At 70.8% G+C, this 20232-nt stretch carries 17 protein-coding genes; 8 read left to right on the top strand and 9 right to left on the bottom strand.

What is annotated here, in order from left to right:
* Positions 1 to 23: 23 nt before the first annotated feature.
* Positions 24 to 2753 carry an alpha/beta fold hydrolase gene (locus CRP55_RS01525; protein ID WP_097317629.1) on the top strand — a complete coding sequence of 910 codons (2730 nt, stop codon included), beginning with the start codon at positions 24 to 26 and terminating at the stop codon, positions 2751 to 2753.
* Positions 2750 to 3625 carry an ABC transporter permease gene (locus CRP55_RS01520; protein WP_097317628.1) on the top strand — a complete coding sequence of 292 codons (876 nt, stop codon included), beginning with the start codon at positions 2750 to 2752 and terminating at the stop codon, positions 3623 to 3625. The genes CRP55_RS01525 and CRP55_RS01520 overlap by 4 nt, the downstream gene beginning before the upstream one ends.
* On the opposite strand, the gene CRP55_RS01515 is transcribed toward CRP55_RS01520, so the two are convergent.
* From CRP55_RS01515 to CRP55_RS01505, 3 genes are read right to left on the bottom strand one after another with little or no spacing between them, the layout of a single operon-like run.
* A complete protein-coding gene (locus tag CRP55_RS01515; RefSeq protein ID WP_097317627.1) occupies positions 3615 to 3995 on the bottom strand; it encodes a contact-dependent growth inhibition system immunity protein in 381 nt (126 codons plus the stop codon). The two genes, CRP55_RS01520 and CRP55_RS01515, sit on opposite strands and share 11 nt — an antisense overlap.
* Before the next feature lie 9 nt (positions 3996 to 4004).
* On the bottom strand, positions 4005 to 5171 hold the full coding sequence (locus tag CRP55_RS01510) for a putative T7SS-secreted protein (protein ID WP_097317626.1): 1167 nt from the start codon (positions 5169 to 5171) through the stop codon (positions 4005 to 4007).
* Positions 5164 to 5460: a hypothetical protein gene (locus CRP55_RS01505; RefSeq protein WP_245922729.1), complete on the bottom strand. Its 297-nt coding sequence runs from the start codon at positions 5458 to 5460 to the stop codon at positions 5164 to 5166. Before CRP55_RS01505 ends, CRP55_RS01510 begins: the two co-directional genes overlap by 8 nt.
* Positions 5461 to 5648: 188 nt before the next feature.
* Between CRP55_RS01505 and CRP55_RS01500 the strand changes: the two genes are divergently transcribed.
* Entirely contained in the window at positions 5649 to 6134 is a 486-nt protein-coding gene (locus CRP55_RS01500) for a glutathione peroxidase (protein WP_097317624.1), read from the top strand.
* On the opposite strand, the gene CRP55_RS01495 is transcribed toward CRP55_RS01500, so the two are convergent.
* Complete coding sequence (locus CRP55_RS01495; RefSeq protein WP_097317623.1) at positions 6131 to 6916, bottom strand: DeoR/GlpR family DNA-binding transcription regulator; 786 nt, start codon at positions 6914 to 6916, stop codon at positions 6131 to 6133. The genes CRP55_RS01500 and CRP55_RS01495 overlap by 4 nt on opposite strands.
* Positions 6917 to 7121: 205 nt before the next feature.
* Between CRP55_RS01495 and CRP55_RS01490 the strand changes: the two genes are divergently transcribed.
* The 3 genes from CRP55_RS01490 to nagA are packed head-to-tail and all read left to right on the top strand — an operon-like array spanning position 7122 to position 10035.
* The gene (locus CRP55_RS01490; protein ID WP_097317622.1) at positions 7122 to 8033 is read left to right on the top strand and encodes an SIS domain-containing protein; all 912 of its coding nucleotides are present in this window, start codon (positions 7122 to 7124) and stop codon (positions 8031 to 8033) included.
* Positions 8030 to 8950 carry an ROK family protein gene (locus tag CRP55_RS01485; protein WP_097317621.1) on the top strand — a complete coding sequence of 307 codons (921 nt, stop codon included), beginning with the start codon at positions 8030 to 8032 and terminating at the stop codon, positions 8948 to 8950. The genes CRP55_RS01490 and CRP55_RS01485 overlap by 4 nt, the downstream gene beginning before the upstream one ends.
* On the top strand, positions 8947 to 10035 hold the full coding sequence (gene nagA, locus CRP55_RS01480) for an N-acetylglucosamine-6-phosphate deacetylase (protein ID WP_097317620.1): 1089 nt from the start codon (positions 8947 to 8949) through the stop codon (positions 10033 to 10035). Before CRP55_RS01485 ends, nagA begins: the two co-directional genes overlap by 4 nt.
* On the opposite strand, the gene CRP55_RS01475 is transcribed toward nagA, so the two are convergent.
* Both CRP55_RS01475 and CRP55_RS01470 read right to left on the bottom strand, forming a co-directional pair.
* Positions 9994 to 10713, bottom strand: a complete 720-nt coding sequence (locus tag CRP55_RS01475) for a phosphatase PAP2 family protein (protein ID WP_097317619.1) — start codon at positions 10711 to 10713, stop codon at positions 9994 to 9996. The genes nagA and CRP55_RS01475 overlap by 42 nt on opposite strands.
* Positions 10714 to 10723: 10 nt before the next feature.
* On the bottom strand, positions 10724 to 12145 hold the full coding sequence (locus tag CRP55_RS01470; protein WP_097317618.1) for a trypsin-like serine peptidase: 1422 nt from the start codon (positions 12143 to 12145) through the stop codon (positions 10724 to 10726).
* 120 nt (positions 12146 to 12265) lie between these two features.
* Here CRP55_RS01470 and CRP55_RS01465 point away from each other — a divergent pair, with 120 nt between their 5' ends.
* Positions 12266 to 13486, top strand: a complete 1221-nt coding sequence (locus tag CRP55_RS01465; RefSeq protein ID WP_097318674.1) for a DUF4032 domain-containing protein — start codon at positions 12266 to 12268, stop codon at positions 13484 to 13486.
* Here CRP55_RS01465 and CRP55_RS01460 read toward each other — a convergent pair.
* A complete protein-coding gene (locus CRP55_RS01460; RefSeq protein ID WP_245922728.1) occupies positions 13466 to 15220 on the bottom strand; it encodes a potassium channel family protein in 1755 nt (584 codons plus the stop codon). The two genes, CRP55_RS01465 and CRP55_RS01460, sit on opposite strands and share 21 nt — an antisense overlap.
* A gap of 114 nt (positions 15221 to 15334) precedes the next feature.
* Here CRP55_RS01460 and CRP55_RS01455 point away from each other — a divergent pair, with 114 nt between their 5' ends.
* Positions 15335 to 16162: a hypothetical protein gene (locus tag CRP55_RS01455; protein ID WP_097317616.1), complete on the top strand. Its 828-nt coding sequence runs from the start codon at positions 15335 to 15337 to the stop codon at positions 16160 to 16162.
* Between the two features lie 49 nt (positions 16163 to 16211).
* On the opposite strand, the gene CRP55_RS01450 is transcribed toward CRP55_RS01455, so the two are convergent.
* Together CRP55_RS01450 and CRP55_RS01445 are read right to left on the bottom strand one after the other, a co-directional pair.
* On the bottom strand, positions 16212 to 19499 hold the full coding sequence (locus CRP55_RS01450; RefSeq protein WP_438865744.1) for a S8 family serine peptidase: 3288 nt from the start codon (positions 19497 to 19499) through the stop codon (positions 16212 to 16214).
* 196 nt (positions 19500 to 19695) lie between these two features.
* Complete coding sequence (locus tag CRP55_RS01445; RefSeq protein ID WP_097317615.1) at positions 19696 to 20223, bottom strand: peroxiredoxin-like family protein; 528 nt, start codon at positions 20221 to 20223, stop codon at positions 19696 to 19698.
* Positions 20224 to 20232: the final 9 nt, after the last annotated feature.

Raw genomic sequence — 20232 nt, 5'->3', positions numbered from 1 at the left:
ACGCGGCCGGATAGCGTTTCGGCATGTCTTGGTCATCACGGCTGCCCCGGCTCACCCGCAGCCGCGTCATCGCCGGCGCTGTGGTCCTCGTGCTCGTCGCGGGGCTGGTCGGGTGGGCCGCGTGGCCGGAGAGCAGGGACTGGACCTCCGAGGACCAGATGATCACCGTGCCGACCGGGCCCGGCGGCTCCGGGTCGGTCTCTCTCGACACCCGGCTCTACCTGCCGAAAGACCACGACGACAAGGTCCCGGCGGTGCTGCTCGCGCACGGCTTCGGCGGCACCAAAGAGTCGGTCAGCGACGACGCCGAGTCGCTCGCCGGCCGCGGCTACGCCGTGCTGACCTGGACCGCGCAGGGTTTCGGCCGCAGCGGCGGGCAGATCCACCTGGACAGCCCCGACTACGAGGTCCGCGACGCGCAGGGCCTGCTCGACTGGCTCGCCGCGCGCAAGGAGATCCGCACCGACGCCACGGGCGACCCCCGCGTCGGGGTGGTCGGCGGCTCGTACGGCGGCGCCCTGGCCCTGATGCTGGCCGCCCAGGACCCCCGGGTCGACGCGATCGTCCCGTCGATCACCTGGAACGACCTGAGCAACGTCTTCCTCCAGCAGTCGGCGTCCACCGAGGCCACCGGCGTCTTCAAGAAGGGCTGGGCCGGCGTCTTCTTCGGCAACGGCGGTTCCGACGCCTCTTCCGAGGCACTTGCGAATCCCGCCTGCGGGCGCTTCGCGGCCGACATTTGCGCCGCGTACCTGCAGGTCGCCACTACCGGCGTACCCGATCAAAAGACCCTGGATCTTCTTCGCAAGTCGAGCCCGGCACCGGTCCTGAGCAAGATCAAGGCGCCCACGCTGCTCGTGCAGGGCGAGGTCGACACGCTCTTCCCGCTCTCCGAGGCCGACGCGAACGCCAAGGGCATCGCCGCCGCCGGCACCCCCGTGCGGGTCGCCTGGTTCACCGGCGGCCACGACGGCGGCGCCGGCCCGCAGACCGACCAGGACAGGGTGAAATTCCTGACCGTGCAGTGGCTCGACCACTACGTGAAGGGCGAGGGCGACAAACCGTCCGACAGTTTCACGTATTCGCGGGTGGCCGGCTTCAGCGCGCTCGACCGGGGCCTGGTGACCAACGGGTACTCCACCGACGCGTACCCCGGACTCGGCGGAACCGGCAGCACCCAGATCTCCCTGCAAGGATCGGCGCAGCCGATCGCGAACCCGCCGAACGGCAACCCGGGCGCGCTGTCGTCGCTGCCCGGCACCGGCGGCCGGCTCAGCACGCTGCTGGCCGGTGTCGCGGCCGACATCCCCGGCCAGTTCGCGGCCTTCGATTCCGGGCCGCTGCCCGAAGCGGTCGACGTCGCGGGCGCGCCGGCCGTGCGGCTACGCGCGGCCTCGCCCACTGGTGAGGCCACGCTCTTCGTCAAGCTCTACGACGTCGATCAGCAGGGCGCCGAGACGCTGAGCGCCGGCCTGATCGCCCCGGTCCGGCTCACCGGCCTGCCGTCGTCGATCTCCGAGGCCGAACCGGTGACGGTCACGCTTCCCGCGATCGTCCGTCAGATCGACAAGGGTCATTCCGTACGGGTCGTGGTGGCCACCACCGACCAGGCGTTCCTCTCGCCCACCGAGCCCGCCACGTACACCGTCGCGGTCGAGCCGGCGTTGACCCTGCCGACGGTCGTGGGCGAGCCGATCGCCAACCCGCAGACCGTGTGGCGCTACGTGCTGGCCGGGCTCCTGCTGGCCATCGCCCTCGGCCTGGCGGTGGTCCTTCTGATGCGGCGCCGCCGGCTTCGGCGGCAGCACACCCCGACCGAGTTGGAGTACGCGGACACGCCGCTCGTGGTCAAGGGCCTGCGCAAGGCGTACGGGGACGGGTTCGTGGCCGTCGAGGAGATCAGCTTCACGGTCGAGCGCGGCCAGGTGGTCGGCCTGCTCGGCCCGAACGGCGCCGGCAAGACGACCACGCTGCGCGTGCTCATGGGCCTGACCATGCCGACCGCCGGCGAGGCACTGGTCTTCGGCCACCGCCTCGTCCCCGGCTCGCCGGTGCTGTCCCGGGTCGGCGCGCTCGTCGAGGGCCCCGGCTTCATGCCGCACATGACCGGCTGGGAAAACCTCCAGGCGTACTGGAAAGCCACCGGCCGTCCCGTCGAGGACGCCCACTTCGACGAGGCCCTGGCCATCGCCGGCCTCGGCGACTCGGTGCACCGGCGCACCCGCAAGTACAGCCACGGCATGCGCCAGCGGCTCGCCATCGCCCAGGCCATGCTCGGCCTGCCCGAGCTGCTCGTGCTGGACGAGCCGACGGATGGCCTCGACCCGCCGCAGATCGCCGAGATGCGCCGGGTCCTGAAGCGCTACGCCACCGACGGCCGCGCGGTGCTGGTCTCCAGCCACCTGCTGGCCGAGGTGGAACAGACCTGCACGCACGCCGTGGTCGTCAACAAGGGCCGGATCGTCGCCTCCGGCCCGGTCGAGGACATCGTCGGCGAGTCCCCGTCGGTGCAGATCGAGGTGTCGGACGTGCCCGCGGCGTCCCGGGTCCTCAGCGACCTGGGCGTGCGCTCGGTGACACCGGACGGCCCCAGCGGCCTGATCGTGGACGTGAACGGCACCCCGCGCTCCGAGGTGATCGCCTCGCTGGTGCGGGCCGGGGTGGACGTGGACAGGGTGGTGCCACGCCGGCGCCTCGAGGACGCTTTCCTGGCCCTGGTCGGCGAGAGCTCGGCAGGAAGTGGAGACCGATGAGCGTGCTTTCTTCTCCCCCGTCAGCCGGCGCGACCGGCTACCGGCCGTCCCGCACCCTGCCGATCTGGGCCGAGGTCCGCCGGCAAGCCTCCCGGCGCCGTACGCAGGGCGCGCTCGGCTTCATGGTCCTGCTCCCGCTGATCGTCCTGGTGGCGTTCGCCTTCGGCGGCAACGGCGACGACGAGTCCGAGGGCAGCGCCTTCGGCAGCCTGGTCGACCTGGCCACCTCCGGCGGCCTCAACTTCGCCCTGTTCTGCCTGGCCGTGTCGGCCGGCTTCCTGCTGGTCGTGGTGGTCGCCCTGTTCTGCGGCGACCCGGTGGCCAGCGAGGCCGGCTGGGGCAGCCTCCGATATCTGCTGGCCATTCCGGTCCCGCGGGCCCGCCTGCTGGCGGTCAAGCTGATCGTGGCTCTGCTCTACTCCCTGGCCGCCCTGCTCACCCTGACCGTGACGGCCCTGATCGCCGGCACGATCCGCTACGGCTGGCACCCGCTGGGCAGCTCGGTGGCGGCCGAGATCCCACCCGGACAGGGCCTGCTGCGCATCCTGGGCGTGGCCGGCTACCTGGCCGTCTCCATGCTGATCGTCGCCGGCATCGCCTTCCTGCTGACCGTCCTGACCGACGCCCCGCTGGCCGCGGTCGGCGGCGCGGTGATGCTCTGGATCCTGTCCAGCATCCTCGACCAGATCACCGCCCTGGGCGGCATCCGCAACATCCTGCCCACCCACTACAGCGACGCCTGGATGGGCTTGCTCTCGACCCCGGCCCAGGTCGACGACCTGGTCAAGGGCGCCATCGCCGCCATCTGCTACGCCACGGTCTGCTGGTCCCTGGCGTTCTGGCGCTTCACCCGCAAGGACGTCACTTCCTGAACGCCGCAACCTCACCCCGGGTCGCCTCATCCAGCTCGGCCAGGTCGACGGCTTCGGCAACGCCCCGAAGCCGCGCGGCCTGCTCGGCATGCCCCTGCCAGTAGCTGTGCGGCACCCGCACCACCGCGGCCAGCAGGTCCCCGGGGTAGAAGTCCCCTTCGGCCAGCGGATCCCGCTCCAGCTCATCGAGCGCCAGCGGAACGAGGGTCTCGAGCCCTTCCTTCTGCCCGATGAGCACCCGAAGCCCTTCAACCCCCAGCGTCCCGACCGGCTGCCGCCGCAGCGCGTAGACCGTCGTCATCAGCCGCGAGGCATCCGCCGGCGGCTCACCCCAGGCCTTCCCCTCGATCTCTTCCAGCGACTGCTGCACGTCTGCCTCCTAAAGGCGGGGTACGAACTGCTCCGAATGATCGAGCAGACGGCTGGCTTCGGACAACTCACTCTGATACGCGGCGCGTTCCGCTTCCGTCGTCCGGGAGTCACCCAGCAGCCGCTTGAGCTGATCTATCCGGCGCGTGAGACCCCGCTGCGCATTGCGCACCTCATCCACGTGATCCCACGGCTGGCCGGACGGCTTCCGGGCGACGACCTCACCGTTCAGCTCGCGCCGGGCCGCGTCCAGATCCCGGTCGGTCAGGTGTTCCTTCATCCGGTCGGTCTTGCTCGGTACCGACCGCGACGGCTGGCTGCCGCTCATCGGCGAGACCGCGTCCTCACCCGCGGCGTGCTGCATGAGGGATGTCGTGGCGGCTCCGGTGATCGCCACCCCGGTCGTGATGCCGGCCGCGGAGACCACATTCAGCGGCACGCCGGCGACCGCACCCACGCCGGTCGCGTCGAGTGCGAATCCCACTCCCTCCCCGCCCGCGCTGACCGCGGTGAGCAGGAGCCCGCCGGCCAGGGCGGCGGTCTCGCCCGGGTGCTGGATCATCGCGTTGCCGAACGAGGCGAGCCCGTTGACGACATCCGCGCCCACATCCAGCGCGAAGTCCCCGACAGCATCGAGCCAGCTCGACTCCTCCGGCGCGGCGTCCGCTTCCGCGTTCAGGAAGCGCGCCGCGGCGTCACCATCCTGGACGACCTGGTCACGCGCGTTCTTCAGAGTGTCCCGCGCGGCCTGCCGGCCGGCCTCTCCGCTGTCCACGAAGGGAGCGACGACCTGCCCCGGAACGGCCTGTGCCACCTGCTGGTCATAGGCCTGCCGGGCCCGCGCCGACGCGGCCTCACCCTCGTCCCACAGCCGGATCGCCTCGGCCGCCTGACCCTGCGCCCACCGCAGCGTGCCCGCGTAGACGGCCAGGCCGTCGGCGGCCGTCGCGAGCGAGTTGGAGGCTTCATACCACTTGTTGGGCTCGTAACTGAACTTCTCCCGGAACGCGTCGCCCGCCTCGCCGGTCCAGGCGCCGGTGTCGATGTCGACCAGGCCATCGCCGGCCTTCTCCGCGTTCGCCGCCCTGTCCCGCAGCGCCCGGACGTTGCCCTCCACCGCCGCCGGGTCACCCGGCACCAATGCCAGTGGGTCACGGGTCTGGCCGAGCTCAGTCATCGACGACACCCCGGCCCGGGTCGGTGGTCAGGCGCCCGGCCGAAGCGGCGTCCGCCGACCGGTAGGCCTTCGCGGCCTCGTCCAGGATCTTCCCGATCGCCTCGGCGTCCTCCACGAGGATGTCGAGGCCCTCGTTCCACCGATCGCAGAAACTCTCCATCGCGCGGTGCAACCCCGCGTGCCCGTAGGCGCCGGCCGCCCGGTCCAGATCCTCCAGAGCGGAGTCGCGCTGGTCTGCCACGCTTTGCCTGATGCCCGCCGAGGCCGCTTCCAGGACCTCGATCTCCACGTGAAACCCGGCACCGTCCATCGTCTCTCGCCTGCCTTCACCCCGTGTCGGCGGTCCGTCGAACGTCGCTCCCGCGAGGCTAGACCCCGCCCGCAATATCGACGCTGATCAACTTTTGACGGCGGACGAGCCACGTGAGGGAGACTTGCTGGCGGATGCAATGAGATGCGATGTCGGAGGCTGCCCGTATGACTGCTGTTCAGGACATTCCGCTGCGGACCATCGAAGGGGAGGACACGTCGCTGGCCGCGTATGACGGGCAGGTTCTGCTTGTGGTCAATGTGGCCTCCAAGTGTGGGCTGACGCCTCAGTACGACGGGCTGGAGAAGCTGCACGAGCGGTTCCGGGACAGCGGCTTCAGTGTGCTCGGGTTTCCGGCCAACGACTTCATGGGGCAGGAGCCGGGGACCGACGAGGAGATCGCCGAGTTCTGCCGGAGCACTTTCGACGTGCAGTTCCCGATGTTCTCCAAGATTGTCGTCAAGGGCGAGGGGCAGCACCCGCTCTACGCCGCGCTGACCGAGGCCGTCAAGCGCGAGGACGGCAGCGTCGACGTGCAGTGGAACTTCGAGAAGTTCCTCATCTCGCGCACCGGCGAGGTCGTCGGCCGGTTCTCGCCGCGGGTCACGCCCGAGGACGAGACCCTCGTCGAGGCCATCCAGAAGCAGCTTTAGGCGCAGATGACCTGCACTCCGGCGTCTCTGAGCGCGGCCACCACGTCGGCCGGGGCGCCGGAGTCGGTCACCAGGGTCTCGACCTTGCTGATCGGGCAGATGCGGGCGAAGGCGTGGCCGCCCAGCTTCGACGAGTCGGCGATCACCACGACTTTTTTCGCCCGCGCCACCATCAGGCTGTTCATCGCCGCCTCGCCTTCGTGGTGGGCCGCCGCGCCCAGTTCCACGTCCAGCGCGTCGACGCCGAGCAGCACGATGTCCAGCGTCACTTCCTTCAGCAGCGCGCCGCCCAGCGGGCCGACCAGTTCGAACGACTGGGGGCGGACCACGCCGCCGGCCACGACGATCTTCATGCGGGAGCGGACCAGCAGCTCGTTGGCGATGTTCAGGGCGTTGGTCACCACCGTGAGCTGGGCGCCTTCGCCGCCGGCGTTCAGGTCGGGGCGTACGGCCAGGGCCCGCGCCACCTCGGTCATCGTGGTTCCGCCGTTGAGGCCGACGACCGTGCCGGGTGTGACCAGGCGGGCCGCGGCCTCGCCGATGCGCTGCTTCTCGGCGGAGTGCTTGGCGCTCTTGTAGCGCAGCGGCAGGTCGTACGAGACACCGTTGGCGACGGCGCCGCCGCGGGTGCGGGTGATCATCTGTTGCTGGGCGAGCTGGTCGAAGTCGCGCCGGATGGTGGCCTGGGAGACGTCCAGGCGCTCAGCCGCGTCCTCCACGCTGACCCGGCCGCTCTCGGCGAGTAACTCGAGCAGGGCATTCCACCGCGCGTACCGGTCCACCGAGACTCCCCGATGAGCGTTCCATGATAAGAGTGTGCACATTAGTGAGCGAAAGCCCGGGAAGCAAACCTCGGCGCTGCGCGGTAGGTCAAAGCGGCTGGTCACCAATGCTTGCGTCCCCGGCGGCCTTCCACGCAGAATGGCGCTCGAAAGTGCCTAAAACCGAGCGCATATGCGCAGCGACGCACGGTGTGAAGGGTGTCCCATGAGCTACGTCAAGGTGGAGATCGCGAGCCAGCCCGAGTGCTGGCGCAAGGCCGCCGAGCTGGCCGACTCCCCGGGCCTGCCCGCGAAGGGTGAGCGGGTCGCAGTCGTCGGCTGCGGCACCTCGTGGTTCATGGCCAAGGCGTACGCCTCCTTGCGCGAGCGGGCCGGCCACGGCGAGACCGACGCCTTCCAGGCCTCCGAGTTCCCGCGAGGCCGGCAGTATGACCGAATTGTCGCCATCACCCGCTCGGGCACGACGACCGAAGTGCTGGACTTGATCAAGCGGGAAAGCAACGTCACCGTGATCACGGCCGACGGGACGCAGCCCGCCGCCCAAGAAAACACAGCCATCGTGCTCGACTTCGCCGACGAGCAGTCGGTCGTGCAGACCCGCTTCGCCACCAGCGCCCTCGCGCTGCTGCGCTCGCACCTCGGCGAGGACATGGACCCGGTCGCGGCCGACGCCGAGGTCGCCATCCGCCTGCCGCTGCCCGTGCACCCGGCGCTGGCCGAGCAGATCACCTTCCTGGGCCGGGGCTGGACCGTCGGCCTGGCCGAGGAGGCCGCCCTGAAGTGCCGGGAGGCCGCCGGATATTGGGCCGAGGCGTACCCGGCCATGGACTACCGGCACGGCCCGATCGCGATCGCCGCCCCCCGCCGCGTCGTCTGGGCGTTCGGCGAGATCCCGGCCGGACTGGCCGACGACGTGGAGGCCACCGGCGCCTCGTTCGTGCACAGCCGCCACCACGGCGGATATGCCGCGCTGGGCAGCTGGTGCGGCGGCCGGGCCCCGCTCGACCCGATGGCCGACCTGATCGTCGCCCAGCGCGTGGCCGTGCTGCTCGCCACCAGCCAGGGCCTCGACCCCGATCGCCCTCGCAACCTGACCCGCTCGGTCATCCTGGGATGAAAGACGTCGTCGTCGCCCTCGACGTGGGCGGCACGGGCATGAAGTGCGCCCTGGTCGGCACCGACGGCGTGGTCCGCCACTCCGAGCGCCATCCCACCCTGGCCGAGCGCGGCCCCGAAGCCGTCCTCGACAACATTGTCGACATCGCCGACGGGCTGGCTCGGACGGCGAAGGCCGAAGGTCTGACGCCCATCGCCACCGGCATCGCCGTGCCCGGCGTGGTCGACGAGGCCAACGGCATCGCCGTCTGGTCGTCCAACATCGGCTTCCGCGACGTTCCGGTGCGGGCCCGGCTGGAGGAACGGCTGGGCCTTCCGGCCGCGCTGGGTCATGACGTACGCGTCGGCGGCATCGCCGAGGCACGCCTGGGCGCCGGCCGGGGCCGCGGTCACGTGCTCTTCGTGGCGATCGGCACCGGCATCGCGGCCGCCCTGGTCGTCGACGGCACCGGCTATCCGGGCGCGCACGGCGCGGCCGGCGAGCTCGGCCACATCGTGGTCCGCCCGGGCGGCAACCCGTGCGGCTGCGGCCAGCGGGGCTGCCTGGAGGCGCACACCTCGGCCAAGGCGGTCGGCCGCCGCTACGCGGAGCTGTCCGGCGAGCCCGGCGCGACCGCGTTCGACGTGGTCAGCCGCCTGGAGACCGACGAGCTGGCCCGCACGGTCTGGCTCGAGACGATCGACGTGCTGGCCGACGGCCTGGTCATCGCCCAGGCCCTCTACGACGTCGACGTGCTGGTGCTCGGCGGCGGCCTGGCCGAGGCGGGCGAGGCGCTGCTCGGCCCGCTGCGCGAGGCGTTCGCGGCCCGGGTCACCTTTCACCGCACCCCCGAGATCGTGCGCGCGGAGCTCGGCGACGAGGCCGGCTGCCTCGGCGCGGCCCTGCTCGCCCTGGACCACCTTCAGGAGTCACAGTGACCCGCATCGGCGGCCGCATCGTCCGTCCCGGCGCCGTCGTCGAGGGTTACGTCGAGGTCGACGGCCCCACGATCCTCGAGGTCGCCGCCGGCAACGACGCCGGCGACGACGTGATCGTGCCCGGCTTCGTCGACATCCACTGCCACGGCGGCGGCGGGCACACCTTCACCACCGGCGACGCCGAGTCGGCCCGGTCCGCGGCCGCCTTCCACCTCGGCCACGGCACCACGACCATGCTGGCCAGCCTGGTCAGCTCCCCGTTCGAGCTGATGCGCGACGCGACCGCGGCCTATCTCCCGCTGATCGAGGCGGGCGTCATCGCCGGCGTGCACTACGAGGGCCCGTACCTCTCCGAGGTCCGCTGCGGCGCCCAGAACCCGGACTTCCTGCGTGACCCGTCGATCGGCGAGCTGCAAGAGCTGATCAAGACCGCGGCCGTACGTCTCGTGACGATCGCCCCCGAGCTTCCGGGCGCCCTGGAGGCGATCGCGTTCCTTCGTGAGAACGGCGTGGCCGCCGCGGTCGGGCACACCGACGCCACTTACGAGCAGACCCTGGCCGGCGTCGCGGCCGGCGCCGCCGTGGGCACCCACCTGTTCAACGGCATGCGCCCGCCGCACCACCGCGAGCCCGGCCCGGTGATCGGCCTGCTCTCCTCGCCGGCGGTCTGCGAGCTGATCGCCGACAACATCCACCTGCACCCGGGCATGCTGGCCTTCGCGGCGCGGACCGCCGGCCCCGACAAGGCCGCGCTGATCACCGACGCGATGGACGCGACCGGCATGGCCGACGGCACCTACGACCTGGGCGGCCAGGAGGTGACGGTGGCCGAGGGCGTGGCTCGCCTGGCCCGCAACGGCTCGATCGCCGGCAGCACCCTGACCATGGACGTGGCCCTGCGCAACGCGGTCGCGGCCGGCATCAGCCTCGAAAACGCCGTCGCCATGGCCAGCACGACCCCGGCCCGGGTCCTCGGCCTCGCCGATCAGACCGGCGCGCTGGAGGCCGGCCTGAGCGCCGACCTCGTCGTCCTGAATCCGGACTTAACGGTGAAGCGCGTCATGCGGCGCGGAGTCTGGGTATAACGGCCGCTCCCAACCCCCGAGCCGCGGCAGAGGTACCGAGTCCCAGCTCACGCGCGAGATCAACCGCGCCAACACCAGCCCGAGCAGCAGCCCGGCCACCGAGTCGGTCAGCCAGTGGAAGCCGGTGTACACCGTCGTGCAGAAGACGATCACGACCGGCACAACCCGAAGCAAGATCGTCTCGCGTGGACTCAAAGATCGCCGTAGAAGCGCCGCGATCAGGATCGCCAGCACCGCGTACCAGACCAGCGAGTTGCCCAGGTGCCCCGACGGGTAGCTCATCGCCTCGGCCCCGGACGCGAACGGATTGTGCATGACCGTCTTGTCCGGCCCGTCGAAACGCGGGGCCGCCCGGTCGGCCCAGATCTTCAGGGGCCCGATCGTTACGTACGTCAGCAGGAAAGCCGCCACGAAAGGCAGCACCGCGCGCACCGACCGGGTCCGCCACGTGAGCACGCCGGTCAGGATCAGCGCGACCGGCATCAGCACCTGGCCGCCCTGCCCGAAGTAGTTGAGCACGCGGGCCGTCCAGTAGACCGGATCGGGCTGATGCGCGAACGCCCAGTCGGCCACCCGCTGGTCGAGCGTCAGCAGGTGGCCGTTGATCAGGGCGACGGTGAGCGCGACGAACGCCGCGAGGAACGCGACGTCGGGCCACCAGCTCTTCGGTTTACGCACGCCCTCAAAACTAGATGTACGCGCGCAACTTCGCGGCCAGCAGGTCGCCGCGGACGCCGGAGTTGGGGCAGCCGCCGAAGTGGTGCAGGGCCACCACCTTGTCGGTCTTGCGGGACAGCACCGGCGAACCGGACGAGCCGCCCTCGGTGTCGCAGTAGTAGGCGACGTCCGACTGGGTCGCGTACCCGTTGTAGCCGGGGTCGACCACCGAGCAGTTGCCGGCCTTCTCACCGAGCGACCCGGCGATGCGGGTCGGCTCGCCGGCCGGGTGCTGCGGGACGTAGAGCTCCTGGTTCCGGGCGGGGCGGGCGGTGTCCAGGGTCAGGTAGCCGAATTTGCGTACGGCCGCGAAGTTGGAGACCGAGAAGAGCGTGTAGTCGTAGACCCGGTCGGTCGTCAGGACCGAGGCGCCCCACACCTTGGTCGGCTTGTAGACGTCGTAGCCGCCGCACCGCGCGCACTGGTAGTTGAACCAGACCTCGGTGTCGTGGGCCTCGGCCGTGCTGGTGAAGCAGTGGTTGTTGGTGAGCATGCGGTTGTTCGTGCCGACCCGCCAGCCGGTGCACAGCTCGGTCCCGTTGATCAGGAGCCGGGCGATGGCCTTCGACTTGGTGTAGGCGACCGGGTCGGACGAGCGGTAGCAGACCGCGTCGGCCGAGGTGTCGCTGCCACAAACAGATTCTTCTTTGCCCGTACGCCCGGGCACCGTCAGCTGCTCCTCGGGCTGCTCGCGCTGCTCGGAGCGGCTGAAGCCCTTGGCCACCCGGTCGACGTCGACGCCGAGCGTGCCCAGCAGCTCGCCCAGCCGCAGCGGGTCGGCCGGGCCCCGGTGCATCTCCAGCACCGCGGTGTCGCCGGTGACCGACATGGCCCAGCGGTCGCTGTCGTGGTCGCCGAGCTCGGGGGCGTCGTAGCGGTAGGACTCGGTCCCGTCGGCGTTGGAGACGGTCACGTAGTCGCCGGGCAGCATCTCCATGCGGGAGAAGTGCAGCTTCACATAGGACGCGCCGGGGTAGCGGAACGTCTCCTTCGCCGGCTTGCCGCCCAGGTAGCCGAGCAGCCGGCGCACGTTGAGCAGCTCGCCGACCTTCTGCCGCCCGTCACCCTTCACGGCGGACGCCGACTCGTGCCGGCCTTCCTGGTCCAGCAGCTGCTCATCCGTGGCCTCCGAGGCCGACGGGACCGGCGGGACGGATGAGGCGCCGGGTGCCGCCGCCGCGTCGGGCGCCTCGGGCACGCCGGCCATCGGCGCGGCTTCTGCTTCGGCGGTCTGTTCCGCTGCGACGGGTGTGCGCTCCACCGGCGAGGGCGCCTGCTGCCAGGTGCCGACGGGCTGTGAGTCGCCCGCGGCCTTCCACGCGGTCGCGCCGGCCGTGCCGGTCAGGGCCAGAGCCGCGCAGGCCGCGACTGCTATGCCTGCCTTACGTCGCATTTAGTTCAACCCGCCATTCACGTCATATCAGGGACATATGTGCTAATCAGGCGTTCTCGCTTGTGTGTAACGAGCCACCTGCGGCAGCGACGCGCCGGGGAGAGCGTGCACACTGGTTCGGTGCGAATCACTTCCGCCGTCGTCGACCCAGCGCTGCTGGAACTGCCGTGGGGCATTCCGCTGGAGGAATGGCCCGCGGATCACCTGGTCGCCCTGCCTCAGGGCATCTCCCGCCACATCGTGCGGTTCGTGAAACTCAACAACGTGGTGTACGCCCTCAAGGAGACCCGGGAACGGATCGCCGAGAAGGAGTACGACCTGCTGCGCGCGCTCGAACGCATCGACTTCCCGTCGGTCGAGGCGGTCGGCATCGTCACCGACCGGGAGGACGCGAACGGCGAGCCGCTGGAGAGCGTGCTGATCACGCGGCACCTGCAGTTCTCGCTGCCCTACCGCGCGCTGTTCTCGCACGTGCTGCGGCCCAACACGCTCAACCGCCTGCTCGACGCGCTGGCCGCGCTGGTGGTGCGGATGCACCTCACCGGCTTCTCCTGGGGCGACTGTTCACTGTCGAACACGCTGTTCCGCCGCGACGCCGGCGCCTTCGCGGCCTATCTGGTCGACGCCGAGACCGGCAACCTCTACCCCAAGCTCTCCGAGGGTCAGCGCAGCGAGGACGTCGAGATCCTGCGGCTCAACATCTTCGGCGAGCTGCTCGACCTCGAGGCGGCCGAGCTGCTGCACGAGTCGATCGACCCCGAGGCCGTGGTCGACGACATCGTGGCGCGCTACGAACGGCTGTGGCACGAGGTGACGTACGAGCAGAAAGTGCCCCGTGACGACGCCCGGCACGACATCGAGGGCCGCATCCGGCGTCTCAACGAGCTCGGCTTCGACGTGGCCGAGGTGGCCATGTCCACGACCGACGGCGGCTACCGGGTGCGCCCCAAGGTCGTCGACGCCGGCTACCACACCCGGCGCCTGCTGCGCCTGACCGGCCTCGACGCCGAGGAGAACCAGGCCCGGCAGCTGCTGAACGACCTGGACACCTACCGGGCCGAGAGCCTGCTCACCGACGAGCAGCAGGCCGCGCACCGCTGGCTCACCGAGGTCTTCGAGCCGGTGGTCCGTGCCGTGCCGCCCGACCTGCGCCGCAAGCTGGAGCCGCAGGAGATCTTCACCCAGGTCATCCAGCACAAGTGGCTGCTCTCCGAGCAGGCCGGCCGCGACGTGGGCATGGCCGCGGCCGTGCAGTCCTACCTCAAGGACATCCTGGCCAAGAAACCGGACGAGCAGGCCGTCCTCGGGGTCGAGGTCGGCTCACTCGCCGCCGGTCTCTAGCGGCCGCGCCGCCCGCTCCAGCAGCACCCGCAGGCCGGCCCGGCGGGCCACCACCACGATCTCGTCGCCCGGCGCCAGCACGCGCCGGGCGTCGGGCACCCAGTCGACCCACTCCGAGCCGGCCGCGGTCATCCCGAGCACCCGGGCGCTCTCGGGCCGGTCGGCGCTGCTCAGGGCGGCTCCGTCCAGGGCCGAGCCGGGCATCACCTTGACCGCGGCGACCAGCAGCGCGTGGCGCTCGACCGGGATGGTGGCCAGCACCTCGCGCTCCAGCATGGCGGCGGCGAAGGCAGGCGCGCACAGGCGCGAGACGCTGCGCGAGATGTCGATGTTGAACGCGTCCTGGACCCGCCGCGCGAAGTCGTCGTCGTAGAGCCGCAGCACCACCCGGATGCCGTCGCGCGCCTGCCGGGCGTGCAGGGCGGCCTGGAGGTTGACCGCGTCGTCGGTGGAGACCACGACCAGCGCCTGGCAGCTCGCGATCGAGGCCGAGCGCAGCGTCGCCTCCAGCGCCGCGTCACCGATGATGACCGGGACGTCCAGGTCTTCGGCGACCTTGACGCCGCGGGCCTCCGGGTTGCGGTCGATCGCCACCACGTCGAGGCCGAGATCGATCAGCTGGCGCAGCACCCGGGTGCCGACGTTGCCCAGCCCGACCAGCACGATGTGGCCCGAGTAGACCTTGATGATCTCGCCCCGGTCCAGGGCCAGCCGGGTCTTGACCACGCCGTCGACCACGGCCGCGGTGACCAGCGGCAGCAGCGCCACCCCGGCCAGGGTCAGCACGAGCTGGGCGGCCTGGGCCGCGGGCTCGTTGTTCTCCTCCACATCGGACGAGCCGACCATGGTCAGCAGCGTGACGTAGATCGACCGCCAGAAGCCCTGCACGCCGGTGAAGTGGGTCAGCAGCGCACCCGAGACGAGGGTGAGACCGAGCGCGACCAGCACGGCGATGCCGAGCTTGCGGCTCAGGCCGACCCGGATCGCCCGGCCGACCGACAGCCACGGACGGCGGCGCCGGCCCTCACGCGACAGCCGGCGGGCCGCCACCGCCTGCGCGGCCGGGCGGCGGCCGGCCTCGGCCAGCACGAGATCGGCCGGCTTGGCCTCGGAGGCCGGCGGCAGCACGGTGGTCTTGCCGTTGCCGTCCGATGTGGCCAGTGTGAGCAGCACCGCGTCGTCCGGCACGTCGGCCCGCTGGGCCACGTTCATGGTGCGGGCCGCGTAGCGGAAGTGGGTCGGCGCCACCTCGCCGAGCGCGGCCGCGACGAAGGCCGGCGCGGCCATCGCGGCATCGGAGAGCACCGCGCAATCGGCGAAGAGCCGCCTGACCCCGTACGCCAGACCGGTGTTGAACATCCTCATGACGAGCCGCAGGTCGCCCTCGACCGCGCGGGCGCAGAGAGCGGCGTGCAGGTTGACCATGTCGTCGGGCATCACCAGGGCCAGCGCGTCGGCCCCGGCCAGCCCGGCGTCGCGGAACGTGCGCTCGTCAAGCCGGGTCGCGGTGATCACCTTGACGCCGCGGACCCGCAGGTCACCCAGATCGGGGACGGCCGTCTTCAGCTCGGGCGGGGTGATCAGGGTGAGCCGGACCCGGTGCCCGGACCGGGCCAGTTCCTCGGCCAGCGTGTAGACCAGGGCGTCCGACCCGCAGATCACGAGGTGCGGGCGGGCGTCGTTCGTGCGCTCGCGCCACCGCGCCATGAGGGATCTACCTTGATCGGTTGCCACGCCGCGATCGTAACCAGCCGGAACCGGCCACAGGGGCCGCTCGTTGCCCCATCCGAGCCTTTAGTCCGAATTGGGGCTAAAGGTCAGCATCCCCCAGTCGCCAGGAGGAGTTCAGTGCGCAAAACGATCGTCGCCGGAGTGGTGCTCGCCGGAGGGATCTTCCTGTTCGGGGCCACCCCCGCGCAGGCCGATCTGATTCCGGGCGCGGGTACCGACACCGCCGAGCAGCAGCTCGACCAGCGTCTGGCCGACCTGCTCGGGCAGAGCAACGGCGTCAATGTGGACAATCCGCTGCGCTACAGCTCGCTCAACGACAGCCCGCTCGCCCAGAACCCGGTCGTGGGCTTCAAGGCGCCGACGGGCACGCCCGACCTGAACCCGCTGCTGCCCGGCAACGCCGCCAACGAGCCGAAGCCGCAGCTCCCGGCGGCCGACGTGGTCGGCGGCACCCTGCAGCGCACCCGCAACGGACAGGCCCTCGACCGGCCGCTGCGCGACGTCCCCCTGCAGGGGAACCCGATGCAGGACCTCCCCCTCCAGCAGCTCCCGCTGCGCCAGCTCCCGCTGCAGAACCTGCCGCTGCTCAACAACGCCGGCGGCGGCCTGCCGCTGGTCGGCGGCCTGCTCATGCCCGACGGCCGGCCGTCGCCCGGCCTGACCCGGCCGATCGCCCGCAAGGCGGCCGGCGACCCCGACACCCCGGACGTCAGCGGCCTTCCCGCCGGCGGCATGGCCATCATCCCGGCCGCCGACGCCGGTTTCGCGCAGCCGAAGCCGAACAAGCGGCCCAAGCCGGCCCCCGCGGCCGCCGCACCCGCAGCCGCCGCACCGGCCGCCGCGGCGCCCGAGGACCCGCGCCTGCACGAGGAGCCCATCGACGAGCACCGCCAGTTCTCGCCGAACGGCCGCCCGGTCGCCGGGATCGACCAGCAGTACAAGTAAGACAGACAGAAGGCCCGCCCCAGTGGGGCGGGCCTTCTGCTGGAAACCGCTAGCCGGCGATCGAGGCCACGACGACCGTGGCCCGGCCGACGACCGCGCCCTCGTCCGTGACGATGGCCAGGTCACCGAAGAGCTCCCGGTCGGCCGGCGGCGTCGAGGCCACCGTGACCGCGCCGGTCACCGTGGTGCTCGCCCCGTTGGCCAGGGTGGTCGCCGTGCTCGGCACGGTGACCGTGCCCAGCGCGGTGCTGTAGTACACGTCCAGGTAGTCGTAGGCCGTCGTGCCCGCGGGCACCGAGTAGCCGTCGACCACGACCGTGTAGTCACCCGCCGGCGGGTTCACCAGCGAGATCGACTCCTCCGAGTCGCCGTCCGCGTCCTGTCCGACCAGCGTTTCACCCTGGTACAGGCTCAGGTCGAGGTCGGCCGCCGCGTCGGCCGGGTTGCCGATCTTCACGTTCAGCGAGGCCGAGCCGGCCGGCAGGGTGAACGTGAACTCCTGGCTCTCACCGTCGGCGATCGTCGGCCGCTGCCGGTTGGCGCTGCCGAGCGGTCCGCCCTGCGGGGTGACCTTCACCGGGCCGAAGTTGTTCTTCACGGTCCAGGTGACCGGGTTGGCCGCGCCGACCGTCACGTTCGACAGCGTCGTGGTCTCCGGGGTCACCGTGACGCCCTGCACCTTGGCGGTCAGGGTGAACGGGTTGCTCAGCACCGGGGTGGTGCGGCGCGACTCGACCTCGAGCTCCCAGATGCCGGGGATCGGGTTCTCGTACGCCCGCTCGCTCGGCTTGCAGGCCGCCTCGTCGCTGTAGTTGCTGTAGCAGGCCGTCGACGCGGTGTCCTCGACCGGCACACCGTACGGGTTGATGCCGATCCAGCGGGTCTGCGAGCCGGCGGCGAGGCCGGACAGGTCGACCTGCAGCGCCTTCGTGCCGGCCGGCACGTTGACGTAGAACGACGTCGTCGAGCTGCGGTCGACCGCGCCCTTGAAGGTGTTGGAGTACGCCGGCTTCGGCGACTCGACGCCGGCCACGACCGTGTTCAGCACCTCGAAGTCGACCACCGGGGTGCTCGGGTCGTCGACCTGGAGCAGGCCCGCGGTGACGCCGTTGTTGGCCCGCACCACGACCGGCACGGTGACCGTCTTCTTCAGCGGGAGCACGACCAACGGCGACGACAGGAAGTTGGCCCGGTCGCCCTTCCAGCTGAGCTTGTGCAGCACCGGGTAGCTCGGTCCCGACGTACGGGTGAGCTTGATGTTGACGATCTTGGTCTGCCCGGGCTTGAAGCCGCCGGCCGAGGCCGCGCACCGGTTGTAGATGCCGACGCCCTGGCCGTCGGTGGCCAGTAGGTCGTCGAGCGGGGTGCAGACCGGCGCCGACGAGGTGTAGTCGCGGGTCGGCGACTTCTTCTTCAGCAGCGTCCACGCGCTGGGCACGTCGAGCTGGCCGTAGCCCTGCTCGTTGACCTGCTCGCCGGGGATCGTGTCGGCGGTCGTGTAGATCGCGCGGCGCAGCGACGCCGGCGAGACCTTGATGCCGTTCTGCTTGGCCGCCGAGAGCAGCAGCGCCGCACCACCGGCGGCCTGCGGGGAGGCCATCGAGGTGCCGTTCTGCATGGAGTAGCCGGGCGGCAGCGTGTACGGCACGGTGGCCAGGCCGGGCACGACCTCCCAGGTCGGGCTCAGCGAGACGGCCGAGCCGGGTGCGGCGATGTTCGGCTTGAAGCCGCCGTCCTCACGCGGGCCGCGCGACGAGAACGGGATCAGCTGCTGGTCCTTGCGGGTGACCGCGCCGTAGTTGGAGAGCCAGGTCTCCTTGGTGATGCTGGCGGCCACGCTGACCACGTCGGAGGCCACTGACGGGTCGCCGATCGTGTTGACACCCGGGCCGCTGTTGCCGGCCGAGATGAACATCTGCACGCCGTACTTGCGGATCAGGTCGTTGTAGAGGTCGGCCCGCGCGTTGTTGCCGTCGTTGAGCGCGGGCAGGCCGCCGATCGACATGTTGATCACGTCGACGTGCCGGTTGATGATCAGGTCGGACATGCCGGTGGTCAGCGCGGCGGCGGTGCAGCCGCCACCCCACGAGCAGGCCCGGGACGAGACGATCTTGGCGCCGGGGGCCTGGCCGTCGAAGTTGGCGTTGCCGAGCAGGTCGTTGCCCGCGGCGATGCCGGCCACGTGCGAGGCGTGCAGGCTCTCCGGGATGCCGATGTTGACGAAGTCGGCGACCGTGCCCTCCGGATATCCGGCCGGCTCGATGTCGACGTCCTCGCGGTACTCGACGACGAACGGCATCCGCTCGGCCACCGCGGTGGCCGGGTTGTCGGTGCCGAAGTAGTTGACGTCGTACTTCTCCTTGTACGGCCGCATCACGGCGTCGTCGGTGAAGTCGAGGTTCTGGTTCACGTCGACGCGGATGTCGTGCGACTCCGGGTCGTAGAGGATGCCCCACGTGTCGGTGGTGTCGCCGTCGCGGTTGACGTCACCGGCGGCGTCGCTGGCCGCCGTGATCGACTCGCTGAAGCGGTTGACCCGGTAGGTGCCGGCCGGCGCCTTCCAAGTCGCGCCCGCGTACGTGAACGAGGGGCCGGCGACCGAGGTCAGCATGGCCCGCCACGAGCCGTCGCCCTCGAGCAGCGGGTCAGTGGCGGTGACCCAGTCGACGATCTTGCGCTCGCCGGTGGTCGTCTTCTGGAGGGCCGGGTGCGCGATGTCCACACCGGAGTCCATGATGCCGATGGTGATGCCGCGACCGTCGTACTTCGGGTTCTTCTTCTTGAAGTCCACCGAGCCGGTCTCGTCGGTCGGCAGGTACGGGTTCGCGGCCGGCGTCTGCGGTCCCGGAGGCGCGAGCGGCGCGGCCGGCTTGGACGACTGCGTGCCGGCCAGGTCGGCCTCGGGCAGCTTGATGGTCTCGTCCAGGTCGACGGCCTGGATGCCGGCGAGCTTGGCGGCGGCGACGACCTGGCCGGTCGGCACCGAGGCGAGCACGTAGCCGATCTGGTCGAAGCGCCGGGTGACGACGCCACCGAGAGCCTTGATCTTGGCAGCGACGTCGGCCGACTTGCCCTCCTCGGCCGCGATGATGACCGTGACGTTCTTCTTCTTGGCCGCTTCGGCCTGGGCCAGCAGCTCGGCGTCGTGCGAGCCGAGCGTGTCGGCCGGCGACTCCTTGGGGGTGTCGGATGCGTTCTGCTGAGCGGCGGGCAGAGCGCCCGAGCCGGGCTCCGCCGCGGCCGGGATCGATCCGGTCATCGTCGCCGCACCGGTGGCCAGTCCGGCCGCGAGCACAGAGATGAACGTTCGACGGCCCCAAGTGGATTGTTGTCTCACGTACGGGTCCTCCGGAAGGAAGGCGCTCAGCGGGGGTTCACCGAGCGCATCTCCCCGGAATCTTCCGATCGATCTGAATAGAAGTCACTACGGTCGATGACGTCGTGACTAGGCCGTGACATTTCGTTCGACGCATGGAATCGAACAGATTTCCTGCGGGTTACCAGCGAAAACTCCCGCTATGGGCCCATCGATATCAACCCATGCGAAGCAAATTGCCCGCCGCCAGCAGTTCGTCGACTGACCATTGGTCGTAGGCATGATGCCCGAACTTGCTCGCCACCGTGTGCCCGTCGGGGGCGATCAGGAAATCGGCCGGCAGCCCGAGCCGCCCCTGCGGCTGCGTCCCGGCCGGTCGCGACTCCTTGCGCCGCAGGACCATCACCGAGCTGCGCGCGATGGCCCGCACCACCGGCACCCACGCCCGCGGGTGCAGCAACGACCGCGGCGACACCTGCACCCCGTACTCCCGATAAAGCTTCTTCTCCGGATCGGGGATGACGGCGAACGGCAGGTCGTACTCCCGCAGCTCCTCGGCCGGCGAGTGGAAGACGACGACCTCGCGGATGCCGGCCGCCTCGATCTCGGCGTGCCGCCGGACGATCGACTGGAGATGCAGATTGCAGATGGGACAGCCGGCGAACCGGCGGAACTGCAGGTGAACGAGGCGCTCGGGATCGGGAATCGGTACCACCGCACCATCGGCGGCGATCAGTTCACGCATGACGCTTCC

Origin of the sequence: Paractinoplanes atraurantiacus (genome assembly GCF_900215205.1) — a bacterium.
In the GTDB taxonomy this organism is placed as follows: domain Bacteria; phylum Actinomycetota; class Actinomycetes; order Mycobacteriales; family Micromonosporaceae; genus Actinoplanes; species Actinoplanes atraurantiacus.
Note: the sequence above shows the minus strand (reverse complement) of the source record. Positions and strands in the feature narration are given on the sequence as shown.